This window comes from Candidatus Planktophila sp., from assembly GCA_030681675.1.
Classification (GTDB): domain Bacteria; phylum Actinomycetota; class Actinomycetes; order Nanopelagicales; family Nanopelagicaceae; genus Planktophila.
In genome coordinates this window covers 41,386-53,140 of the sequence record JAUXRP010000015.1, presented here as the reverse complement: position 1 = coordinate 53,140, position 11,755 = coordinate 41,386, and the positions used below count along the sequence as shown (strand labels likewise).

The 11,755-nt window shown below is 45.9% G+C and carries 13 protein-coding genes; 8 read left to right on the top strand and 5 right to left on the bottom strand.

Annotated elements, in window-relative coordinates; genetic code table 11:
- Positions 1–9: 9 nt before the first annotated feature.
- From Q8K48_03855 to Q8K48_03840, 4 genes are all read right to left on the bottom strand, one after another.
- A complete protein-coding gene (locus tag Q8K48_03855; protein MDP1851532.1) occupies positions 10–585 on the bottom strand; it encodes a DUF2017 domain-containing protein in 576 nt (191 codons plus the stop codon).
- Complete coding sequence (clpS, locus tag Q8K48_03850; GenBank protein ID MDP1851531.1) at positions 582–902, bottom strand: ATP-dependent Clp protease adapter ClpS; 321 nt, start codon at positions 900–902, stop codon at positions 582–584. The genes Q8K48_03855 and clpS overlap by 4 nt, the downstream gene beginning before the upstream one ends.
- 2 nt (positions 903–904) lie before the next feature.
- Positions 905–2,683 carry a glycosyl hydrolase family 18 protein gene (locus Q8K48_03845; GenBank protein MDP1851530.1) on the bottom strand — a complete coding sequence of 593 codons (1,779 nt, stop codon included), beginning with the start codon at positions 2,681–2,683 and terminating at the stop codon, positions 905–907.
- 77 nt (positions 2,684–2,760) lie between these two features.
- Positions 2,761–3,030, bottom strand: a complete 270-nt coding sequence (locus Q8K48_03840; protein MDP1851529.1) for a DUF3039 domain-containing protein — start codon at positions 3,028–3,030, stop codon at positions 2,761–2,763.
- Between the two features lie 53 nt (positions 3,031–3,083).
- Between Q8K48_03840 and argF the strand changes: the two genes are divergently transcribed.
- From argF to Q8K48_03820, 4 genes are read left to right on the top strand one after another with little or no spacing between them, the layout of a single operon-like run.
- Positions 3,084–4,028 (top strand): ornithine carbamoyltransferase, encoded by a 945-nt coding sequence (argF, locus tag Q8K48_03835; GenBank protein ID MDP1851528.1) that lies wholly within the window; start codon positions 3,084–3,086, stop codon positions 4,026–4,028.
- A 10-nt stretch (positions 4,029–4,038) separates the two neighbouring features.
- A complete protein-coding gene (locus Q8K48_03830; protein MDP1851527.1) occupies positions 4,039–5,166 on the top strand; it encodes a Re/Si-specific NAD(P)(+) transhydrogenase subunit alpha in 1,128 nt (375 codons plus the stop codon).
- Positions 5,167–5,448 (top strand): NAD(P) transhydrogenase subunit alpha, encoded by a 282-nt coding sequence (locus Q8K48_03825; protein ID MDP1851526.1) that lies wholly within the window; start codon positions 5,167–5,169, stop codon positions 5,446–5,448.
- Complete coding sequence (locus Q8K48_03820) at positions 5,445–6,836, top strand: NAD(P)(+) transhydrogenase (Re/Si-specific) subunit beta (protein ID MDP1851525.1); 1,392 nt, start codon at positions 5,445–5,447, stop codon at positions 6,834–6,836. The genes Q8K48_03825 and Q8K48_03820 overlap by 4 nt, the downstream gene beginning before the upstream one ends.
- Here the strand turns inward: Q8K48_03820 and Q8K48_03815 are convergent.
- The gene (locus Q8K48_03815; GenBank protein ID MDP1851524.1) at positions 6,833–7,207 is read right to left on the bottom strand and encodes a VOC family protein; all 375 of its coding nucleotides are present in this window, start codon (positions 7,205–7,207) and stop codon (positions 6,833–6,835) included. The two genes, Q8K48_03820 and Q8K48_03815, sit on opposite strands and share 4 nt — an antisense overlap.
- 262 nt (positions 7,208–7,469) lie before the next feature.
- Here Q8K48_03815 and Q8K48_03810 point away from each other — a divergent pair, with 262 nt between their 5' ends.
- From Q8K48_03810 to Q8K48_03795, 4 genes are all read left to right on the top strand, one after another.
- Positions 7,470–8,558: a pirin family protein gene (locus Q8K48_03810; GenBank protein ID MDP1851523.1), complete on the top strand. Its 1,089-nt coding sequence runs from the start codon at positions 7,470–7,472 to the stop codon at positions 8,556–8,558.
- Between the two features lie 219 nt (positions 8,559–8,777).
- A complete protein-coding gene (locus Q8K48_03805) occupies positions 8,778–10,352 on the top strand; it encodes a DUF222 domain-containing protein (protein MDP1851522.1) in 1,575 nt (524 codons plus the stop codon).
- A gap of 33 nt (positions 10,353–10,385) precedes the next feature.
- Positions 10,386–10,958, top strand: a complete 573-nt coding sequence (locus Q8K48_03800) for a GNAT family protein (protein MDP1851521.1) — start codon at positions 10,386–10,388, stop codon at positions 10,956–10,958.
- Positions 10,959–11,007: 49 nt separating this feature from the next.
- Complete coding sequence (locus Q8K48_03795; protein ID MDP1851520.1) at positions 11,008–11,394, top strand: hypothetical protein; 387 nt, start codon at positions 11,008–11,010, stop codon at positions 11,392–11,394.
- Positions 11,395–11,755 lie beyond the last annotated feature (361 nt).

The window sequence follows — 11,755 nt, the reverse complement described above, 5'->3', positions numbered from 1 at the left end:
AATACTGCGTCAGATAGCATCATCCATCAATGCTTGAATTAAGCTCTCTTGAAGCCACCCCAACCAACTATAGACCGCGTAAACACCACGCATTGGATCATCGGGTGCCAAAATCTCTAGCTCCTCATAAGAGTTACTCTGAATTTTCAATCTCACGCCCAATGCCAGACGAATATCATTCATTGCACCAAGCCAAGCATTTGCACCTTGATGATCAATGTCAATGCAGCCATCCGTCGAGTTCATCAAATCTGTATGCATCGACACAGCATTAACAGATTTATTAGCACGCAAAGTTAATTCGGTGTACCTACGAAACTCAGCGGCTTCAACTTGATCGGAATAGGCATTAGGTAATAACCGAAGTAGAACCTCGTCTTCAGGTGGCGAATCATGGCTAGTAATCCCAATCATTTCAGCTAAAGGATCTTCGCTGTGATTGTCGGTACGCTCGCTTAAGAGTTCAATTATCTGCTGCACAAGATTTATTAAAACTTCTTTTTCTGATGGTGAAAAATTCGCTACATAGTCATTCTTACCGTGGCGAGTAAACCCAGGATTATCGCTATTCGATTTCTTGCTCATAATTCATGGTCTACGCGTTGAAGCGTTGCCCAAAGGCCATACTCATGTAACCGCGATACATCGCGCTCCATCTCTTCGCGGCTTCCAGTCGACACAACCGCTTTGCCTTGAGTATGCACCTGCATCATTAATTCATGGGCTTTCTCTCGCGTAAAATTGAAAAGCTTCATTAACACATACGTGACATACGACATGAGATTTACTGGATCATCCCAAACGATTGTGACCCATGGTTTATCACTAATAAAGGCGGCATGTATAGCTTCCTCTAAATCCTCTTTAATTTCTGTGGCAGGGGCTTCATCGAGTTTCACCATGATTATCGAACCACAATTGATAACTCTGGAGAAGTAATCTCCTGTTCGCCGTTAATAATCTGGACTCTTAAAACCGCAATACCTCTTGCCACTTCGGTGGTTTCTAAACTGAACTCTCCATTTGAATCAGTCACTGTGCTCACACCGATATTTTGCCACTTACCTGCAACTATTCGTTGAAGCATCACGGTAGCTCCAGTTGTGAGAGGCAATATCTTGCCTGTTATGTGGATCGGTCTGCCGTGTTGAACTGTTGAGGGCCGCTCGAGAATTAGTTTTGGGCGCACTAAGACAAACTCTTCATTGCTAGTTGATTCTGCACGCTCCCAGGTACCAGTTGTAGTCAAGCGAAAAGCGGCGCTTCGTCCAATGGTTATAGGAGTAGAAATAGAACCATCTTCTGCAGTAGCCAACGCTGCAATTGTTGTCCATGCCGTTTCACCTTCACGCTTCATTTCAATACTTACTTCAAGCCCAGCTATCGGTACATTGTCCTTAAGAGTTAGGACTCCTTTGAGAGTGAATATATCGCCATAATTGACCGTCTTCGACTCAACGTTTTCAATAGTTAAAGAGTTTTTTACAGCGGCAGGTGCAATAGCAAGTGCGACATTTCGCATTGCGGTAGTAGCAGTTGGATCCTCCATGCCAAGGGTCCATAAAGCAGCACCTCCTAGTTGATACTTGGCGACTAAGTTCATTCGTTCGGTATAACTCCGATCATTTTGATACCAAACTGTGCGTGATACCGTGCAAGAAGTCGCGGCCCCCTTGGAAGTTAATCCATTAAATGTCTGAACATAGGAATACGTTACTTCACTATTTTTCACATCAAAGACAGGAATTGCTTTATCGATTGCCGCTTTAGTGTTTGCATAATTCATTTTGAAAGTTGCAGCTCTTGACCCAACTTTTAATCCAACAGGTGCATTCGTAGGACATGTGCCTATAATCGATGTAATCCAATCTCGACCATATCCGGGTAAACCAATAAAGACCTTTGACGCCGGCATAATACTTATTGCATACTTCATAGTTTTTTCAGTCCACGCTATAGGGCCGATTGGCCCAGGTCTGGCAACTGAATAGTCATACGTCATGATTCTTAAACGATCGATACTCGAGGCGATTTCCGCCCAAGCATAAACCGTGTATCCCTTTTGTTTTTCAGTTGGATTAAATACATAAGGCGTAGAAACAGAAAGGAGTTTCTGCGATGCGTGGAGTTGAAGGCTTAATTCTTTAATGAAGCTCACCCAAAGCGGTGCAGTTTTAGCCCACGTTGTGTTGGGATCCACAAAGGCAAAACCCTCAAAATCTAAATCGATTCCATCAAACCCATTCTTATTGACTAAATCCACAATTGTATTAACTATCGTTGTTCGGGTTTGAGGATTAGCTAAATATCCACTTAAAACTAACTTGTTGGTGCCATCTGTCATTGTTGGAATAATTTTCAAACCAGTTTTACGCATTAAACAAAGTGTGTCAGCCATCGGCCACGATGGATTGCCAGTTGTGTAGTCATTACGAATGAATGTCGGCGACTTTAACGAGAACCAAAAGGGCATTACCTCTTTCATTAAGTCTTTGTTTGTAAACAAATAGGAGGCATTTAATGCAACGATATCTTGAGGGGTGTACTCACTTGGTTCGCAAGTAACTGGTGCACCCGCAATTGGAGGATTAGCGGTTGGTAATTTCTTTATAAAAGGTAGAACAGTTTTGACTGAATAGTAAGGAATCCACCCACTGACGATTGTGCGAGGTTGGTTTTCCACTGCGCTAGAGGTGAGCGCGAAAGAGAAGATCGTGCACAGCAACAATACAGTGGCGATGCGAAACTTACTGTGCATCGCTATTTATCTTCTGGTGCTTGCTTCAGGCCTGCATAGATTTCTTTACACGTTGGGCAGATCGGATACTTTTCAGGATCTCGGGATGGCGTCCATTTCTTCCCACACAGTGCACGAACCGATTTACCTGTTACTGCTGACTCAACTATCTTGTCCTTCTTTACATAATGGGCAAAGCGGTCATGCCCGCCATCGTCATCTTCTAGGACAGGTCTGGTTAAGAGATCGGTATCTGACTCGCTCTCGATTGTGCCTTTTCTGAAGATTCCCATAAGGTGGATTAGAATACCTTCAGCGCCTGAGAAACTACGGGTAGAATTCGCAAATGAAGGACTTACTACGCACCCAGGATCTGAGTCGACAAGATATTGAGCTCTTGCTGGAAACGGCGGCTGATTTTGCAACTAATCCCTTGCGCTCTAACACTGCTCTAGCCAATAAGAGCGTTGCGATTTACATGACCAAGCCTTCTACTCGGACCCGACTCTCCTCAGAAACGGCTGTGGCCCATCTTGGAGGAACTCCAATATTCATCCGCGGTGACGAGTTGCAACTAGGTCGCGGTGAAAGTATTGCCGATACGGCAAAGATTATTAGCAGTTACTGCAGTGCCTTGATTATTCGAACCTTTGCCCAGTCAGATGTAAATGAACTAGGCGCTAATGCATCGATTCCAGTTATTAATGCATTAACAGATGATGATCACCCAACACAACTTCTTGCAGATTGGTTAACTATTCGCGAACACTTTGGAAAAGATATTACCGGTCGCAAATTTGTTTACTTAGGTGATGGAAACAATATGTCGAATGCTTGGTTAATTATGGGCGCGATTATGGGTGCACATGTAGTTGCGGCGACTCCAACCGGTCGTTGGTCACCTGATCCTGTAGTTGTTGAAATCGCACAAAATATTGCAAAGCAAAACGGCGGAAAGATTGAAGTACTTCATGATCCAGAGGCAGCGGCAAAAGATGCAAGCGTTTTGTATACCGATGTATGGATGTCCATGGGCGACTCCGAAGATGAACGCGATGCGAAAGTGCTAGCACTCTCACCATTTGCAGTTACAGAAAACTTAATGTCACTCACACAAAAAGATTCTGTGTTCATGCACTGTTTACCTGCGCACCGTGGTGAAGAGGTCGAAGCCTCTGTGATTGACGGAACAAAATCACTCATTTGGCGAGAGGCATATCACCGCAGAACCACCATTCAATCTTTGCTATATCACCTTGTCAGATGTGACCTGAAAGGCTCTAGCCAGTAGTATTTCCCGCATGCTTATAGCCGTAGCTAAAGAAATTCATGAGGGTGAAAAGCGCGTGGCGCTAGTTCCCGACATTATCAATAAATTGACTCGACTAGGTTTCGATGTAGTTATCGAATCTGGTGCCGGAGTACTTTCGCAAGCAACAGATGCAGACTATGTCAACGCTGGTGCAACGATCTCGAACGGTGAGGTTCTCAGCACCGCTGATGCCGTTCTCTCTGTACAACCATTAACGCCAACTCAGATTGCAACGTTGAAGAAAGGTGCAATAACTATAAGTTTTATGTCACCGGTTACTGCAGTTGATTCAATCGACGCGGCAGTTGCTGCAGGGGTTACTGCATTTTCACTTGAACTTGTTCCGCGAATTTCGCGTGCTCAATCTATGGATGCACTTTCTTCTCAGGCATTATGCGCCGGTTATCGTGCGGCGTTAGTAGGTGCCGAACTCTCGCCTCGATTTTTCCCAATGCTTATGACAGCTGCAGGCACAGTCACTCCTGCACAAGTATTAGTTCTTGGTGCAGGTGTTGCAGGTTTGCAAGCAATCGCAACAGCACGTCGATTAGGAGCCGTTGTATCTGCATACGATGTTCGTCCAGCATCTGCCGATGAGGTTCGTTCGATGGGTGCAACATTTATCGAACTTGAACTCGAAGCTTTAGAGGGGGCTGGCGGTTATGCGCGAGAGATGACTGAAGATCGTGCGGCACAACAACAAGCACTTCTCACACCATTTATTGCTAAATCCCATGTAGTGATAACTACCGCCGCCGTACCGGGACGCCAGGCGCCGCGTTTAATGACCCAGGCTATGGTCAATTCAATGGCGCCGGGAACAATCATCATCGACCTAGCCGCTGAAACTGGCGGAAATGTTGAAGGATCAAAGCCTGGCGAAATTATTACAACATCAGGTGGAGTTCGAATCTGGGGTGGAAAAGATGTTCCAAGCCAGCTTCCATTCCACGCATCATTCTTATACTCGCGCAATGTTGTAAATCTTTTGACTCTCTTTACTACTCCAGCTAAGGATGATGAAAAAGTCGCCTTCGCACTCAACTTCGAGGATGAAATTATTAATGGGGCGGCCGTTACGCATGGTGGGTCTCGTAGAAATGCAGGAGGTAAGTAAATGGAGCCGATAGCAATCCTTTCTATCTTCGTTTTAGCCGTCTTCGTCGGCTTTGAAGTTGTATCTAAAGTTTCATCCACGTTGCACACTCCGCTGATGTCAGGCGCAAATGCAATCCACGGTGTGATTCTGGTGGGTGCAATCATTGTGGCCGATCACAGCTCAACCAATCTTGAACTAAGCCTTGCAGTTGCAGCCATCGTATTGGCTACCATCAACATGGTTGGTGGCTTTGTAGTTACCGATCGAATGCTTGAAATGTTCAAGGGAAAGAAAAAATGAGCCGCACACTGTATGACCTCATCGGCCTAGCTGCAGGGGTTGCATTCATCCTTGCCCTTAAAGGCCTCTCGCATCCAAAGACAGCGCGTCGTGGAAACTTAATCGGTGCATTCGGTGCAACGCTAGCAACGCTTGTTGTCTTCTTTTATGCAGCACCTGGATCTTCACTTCCATTAAATAATCTGGGCTGGATTCTCGGAGCGATATTTGTTGGTCTAGCTGTCGGTGTACCTGCAGCACGTAAAGTGCAGATGACGCAGATGCCTCAGCTCGTTGCATTATTTAATGGTGTAGGTGGCGGAGCGGCCGCTCTTGTCGCAATAGTTGAATACCTTCGCCTAGGCGATGAAGCGACAACGGCTGAAGTTATCTTCACCGTCTTTACCGTAATCGTCGGTTGTGTATCTTTTAGCGGCTCGATTATTACCTTCATGAAGTTGCAAGAGCTTATGACAACTCGACCAGTGATCTTTCCTGCTGGCCGATTCATAATCGCCGCTACCTTAGTTAGCGTAATTGGAGTTGGTGGTTGGGTTGTGTCAGCCCTAGGAACTACACCTCTGCTTGTACTTGCCGGCTTATCACTTCTCTTTGGTGTGCTCTTTGTGCTTCCAGTTGGAGGCGCAGATGTACCTATCGTCATCTCGCTATTAAATGCATTTACTGGTTTGACCGTTGCAGCAAGTGGTTATGTACTTGACTCAGTTCTCTTAATCATCGCCGGAACTCTCGTCGGTGCATCTGGAACAATCTTGACGCGCTTAATGGCCGAGGCAATGGGACGTTCATTATTTGGAACGCTCTTTGGTGCATTCACCGCAAAACCACAAGCTGCATCTGATTCTGCTGAAGAACGTCCAGTACGTTCTGGCTCACCTGATGACGTTGCAATTTTGCTTAACTACGCACGTCGAGTGGTTATCGTGCCAGGCTTTGGTTTAGCCGTTGCCCAGGCACAACATACAGTGCGCGAATTAGCGGATTTAATGATGTCTAAAGGGATAGATGTTGCATATGGAATTCACCCCGTTGCAGGTCGCATGCCGGGACATATGAATGTGTTGTTGGCAGAGGCAAATGTTCCATACGATCAGTTAGAGGAGATGGACGAGATTAATCCAACCTTTAGCCAGACCGATGTAGCAATAGTTATCGGTGCAAATGACGTTGTTAATCCTGCCGCTGAAAATACTCCAGGATGTCCAATCTATGGAATGCCAATTCTGCATGTTTCAAACGCAGCTAATGTCATCTTCTTAAAGCGTTCGATGCGTCCAGGCTTTGCTGGAATCGAAAACGAGCTTTTATATGATCCTAAGACCATGCTCTTGTTCGGTGATGCAAAGGCATCACTAACTAAGGTGGTCTCTGCGCTTAAAGCTCTTTAACCAAGAGCTTTAAGTATGCAAAATTCATTTCCCTCGGGATCTGCCATTACTATCCATGTTGTTTCGCTATAACTAGACTGCCCTATTTCAATTCGTGTGGCGCCGATTTTTTCAAGGCGTTCAACTTCTTCCAATTGATTTGTCGGGCGAAGATCTAAGTGCACTCTGTTCTTGGTACTTTTCTGGTCAGGCGTTTTAATAAAGAGAAGATCTGGGTAGCCATCGATGTTAGTTGGTCCTAGTTTGCTTTCAATATAGGCCTCATTCTCCGTGGCGTTTTCATCCATCTTCCAGCCGAGTGCTTGTGCCCAGAACTGCGCGAGGACCGTCGGATTGTGGCAATCAATGGTGATGCATTGGATTCTTAGCATTTTCTAAGGGTATGCGTTGTAGGGCAAATAGTGGATATTGTCGGGAATCTGCCGAACTCTCGATCTTCTTGTCAACTCGTCCTTCGAAATCCCACGGGCTTGATAGTGAGGCTAAATTCAACGCAGTCGTCCACTTCAGACAAAGATAGGATTTCTACGAACTCTTAACTGCGAAAATCGACGTGGTCGGTCCTTTCTCTTGGATCGGGTTGCATGTAGTTGAAAGTTCAACTACTATTGGCTACAACTAAGGAGAGAGAATATGCCAGCTATAACCGTTGCCGATATCACTGTTTTGCCACGAGTGAGTGAAGTTCCTGGAGCTCGTGCCCGATCAGTTAAGAGTGTTACTACTGCGCCGCAGGGGTATGAGGGTGAAGGCTTTCCGGTTCGTCGAACATTTGCTGGAATAGATATGTCCGAACTCGATCCATTCATCATGATGGATCAGATGGGCGAAGTTGAATACGCACCGGGTGAACCTAAGGGAACTCCTTGGCATCCACACCGCGGCTTTGAAACCGTTACCTACATAATTGACGGAATCTTTGATCACAAGGATAACAACGGTGGTGGTGGAAGGATTTCAAATGGAGATACACAATGGATGACTGCTGGTGCCGGGATTTTGCATATTGAAACTCCACCTGAGAGTTTGGTCATGAGTGGTGGTTTATTTCACGGTTTTCAATTGTGGGTCAACTTACCTGCTGCAAAGAAATGGTCTCCACCTGCTTATCAAGATGTGCGAGCTAAAGATGTAGCACTCTTAACTTCGGCCGATGGTGGTGCGTTGATTCGCGTTATCGCAGGGGATGTCGACGGACATTCTGGTCCTGGAACAACGCAGACTCCAATTACTTTAATCCACGCAACGGTTGCAGCCGGTGCAGAACTTCGTCTTCCGTGGCGTAAGGATTACAACGCACTGGTCTACGTTGCTGCAGGTTTTGGTTTTGTCGGTGATGAACACCGCCCTGTACAGACAGGTCAATCCACGGTCTTTGGTGAAGGTGACACGATTGTGGTGCGCGCCGCTGATTCGCAAGAGAGCCGCTCCCCTGCGTTGGAGTTATTTATTTTAGGTGGAGCACCTATTAATGAACCCGTCGCATGGATGGGGCCATTTGTCATGAATACTAAGCGTGAAGTTCTCCAAGCTTTTGAAGATTTCCAAAAGGGTTTGCTGGGTACGGTTCCAGCGATGTATAGAGATGATGCAAAGAAGCCTTTGAACCGCAGTGGTGAGGGATCAAAACAGAGCTCAGTTTCGACTCCACAAGCCGATCTGAGTAATGCATCCGATGTTCTTAAAGTTCACGGTGCGCCAACTAAGATGCAAGAGGGCTAAAGAAAAACTTTGGAAGTGGATTATTGAAGCCTTACACCTGCTTCGTCGATACCAAAAGCCTCAAACCCAGGATCTCCTCACGCAGGTGTTTCGGCTTCAATCCCGACGATCTCATCAGGCAACTCTTAAAGAATCTTAGGCAAGGAAACCGACCTCCTGTTGAAGATACCTGTTAATAACTTTTCAATAATGTCAGGGGCTCAGTAGAGAGTCTTGCCTATGACAAGTGCAGCGATTCGGAAAGCGAGTTACGAATCGCTTACCAACGCTTCTGCACGAAATGGTTATGGGCGCAACGATTCCCCGGCGGCTCTCGGCACCGATTCTGCACGAAACGATTCTGCAGGTAACGATTCTGCACGAAACGATTCTGCAGCAGACCTCGATACCGATCTCAACACCCGCGTAGTTGTCTTACTCACTGCATATCCAGGTATTCAAACTCTTACCGGTTTAGTTGCCATTGATCCCAATGAATTGAATCAAAGTGGACGTATCGATTATTTAAGTGCCCTCGAGCGCCAAAGTGCATGGTTACAGGCGGTGATGCAAAAGGCGATTGTTGCAGTGGCTGGAAACGATCCATCAACTCCCGAAAAGAGTTGGGATGGGATTGATGAGGCTGAACGGGAAGAAGTTGCAGCGGCATTGCGATTATCTGGAAATACCGCGCAGATGCGAATTGATGTAGCACGCACATTGATCAATCACCTTCCTAATACATGTTCAGCACTGGCGATGGGCGAAATCTCCGCCTCGCATGCGACAGTAATTGCTAAGGAAACTGCTGCCGCTATTAGAGATGGCATAAGTGAGTTTGCGATCTACCAGATAGAGGAAAAGGCATTAGCTCACGCTGAATTTCACACTCCGGGACAAGTTGCTAACAAAGTTCGAACTACTATCGCTGCCTTAGCACCTGCCGAGTTTGAACAGGTTGTTGATCGAGCCCGTGAGTCTCGTCGCGTTAGTTGTTATAACGAAGCCGATGGAATGGCTACTGTGGTGGCTATCCTTCCAGCACAGGATGCACAGATAGTTATGAAATCAATCGAAGCATACATTTTGAAGATGAATGAGATAGATGAGAAGAAGCGCAACGAATCCGCCGTCAACTTCTCGACTCATGCTGACTGTGATGCAACGAGCACTAACAACGTGAGCGACACACATGAAGGTATATCTGCAACCGGTGCACAGAGCGCGACCGATACATGGTCACTACTTTCTGCCGATAACAAGCGTGCCGATGCGCTCACCTCCATTCTCTCGCAAGCTTTGGCAAGTAATGTCGACGATGTTCGCCCCCACCGTCGTCCAGTAACCGTAAATGTAACGATAGATCTTCCAACGCTTCTTGGTTTGGCTGAAAACCCTGGCCAACTCTCGGGTTACGGTGCAATTCCAGCATCGGTTGCGCGTGAATTAGCATCTGATGCAACATGGAAGAGGTTTATTACCGATCCGCAGACAGGAAATCTTTTAGACTATGGACGCGAGAAATATGAACCGCCGCAAGCGCTCGTAGATTTTCTACTCGCCCGTGATCGCACGTGTCGTTTCCCTGGTTGTCGACAACCAGCGTCAAACAGCGATATTGATCATGCGCACAGCTGGGAGACAGGTGGTGAGACTAAACCGGAAAACCTAGGACTCTTGTGTCGTCGGCATCATCGATTAAAAACGCATGGTCGTTGGGCACTTATTAGCAATTCAGATGGCTCGTGCGAGTGGACATCCCCAGTTGGAAAGAAATACTTTGTTCCTTCCCGCCCCATAAATGAAACTGTTTAAGGATAATGACCATTTCACTGCCATACTCTCTCAATGATCTGGTGGCCATCTGAAGTACCAACGCTTTCTCATGGATTAATCACTTTGCGACCACTTAATGAGAGTGATATTCCAGAAATATATGAGAGTTGCCAGGATCCAGAAATCCCCAAGTTCACTCGAGTGCCACGTGATTACACCATGACGCATGCAGAGTTTTTCGTCCGCGAAAAAACCCCTAAATCACTAGCTGAAAAGACAGAGCTTCCCTTTGCAATTGAATTCGGTAATGGAGGCGATAAAAAGTTCGCCGGCATCATCTCTTTTCACAGCCTGGATCTTCCCGATCTAGTTGCAGAGCTGGGTTATTGGATTAGATCCGATGCGCGAGGAAAAAACATTGGTACGACCGCTGCGCGAATGTTAACGAATTTTGGTTTTGAATCGATGGGTTTTCAAAGGATTGAGGCCTTGGTTGATTTTGAAAATCTGGCATCAAAGAGGCTACTTCTAGCGGCCGGGTATAATCTTGAAGGTATTTTACGTAAGAAATCACGTCGTTACGATGGCTCCCAGATCGATATGGCCCTCTTTTCCGCAATTCGTGATGAGTGGCAAGAGATTTGAACGTCAAGTACAGTTAAAATCCAGCGAATCAGAAATATAGGGGAGAAAAATGGAGAGCTTGGCGATAGTTGTTATGATCTTATTCCTTATTGCCTTTCTCGCTGGACCAATCGCAATAGCTCTTAGTGCGGTCAGAACAAAATCTCTCTTCTTAAATGTAATAAGGAAAATTCTTCATGGCTTTTTTGCTGCTATGTCGCTGTGGGTCGGTTTGATGTTTTTCTCGAACCCAGATCTTCCATTCGTCGTACATCTCATTGGTTTATTTGGATTAGTCATGGGCTACATTGCGTTACGCCGCGAATATTTTCCTGATGTTAAAATTCTCGCTCCACTGTTGGCAAAATTGGGATTCAAAGGCAGCTCGGCCAATGGTTTAGATGATGATGCTCCCGAAGAAAATTCGAATTCACGATTTGGACCGATATTAAAGTAGCCTCGCAACGGAGGCTTAACGGGCAAAGATGGCCATGGTCCCGGCGGACAACACTAAATTTTCCGAAAGTTAGTGTTTGAAGTTCGATCGTATTGAAGTTCGATCGTATTGAAGTCGGCGCTTCTTAACATCGCTTTAGTTCTATTGGCACCGAAGAAGTGCACATAGAACTTATTTTGACAATGAAAATTGGACTGCCAGTCAGTCGACTCTCTAATTTCAGAATCTATGACTAGCAGTCCAACATTTAACAACTATGATCTTCAGGACTTTGATATCAATGGGAGAAATCAATTCCCACCTATACCCTTTAATATGGCGACGTCTGCACTTCTTTATTTAGGCGACGCCTGCACTTCTT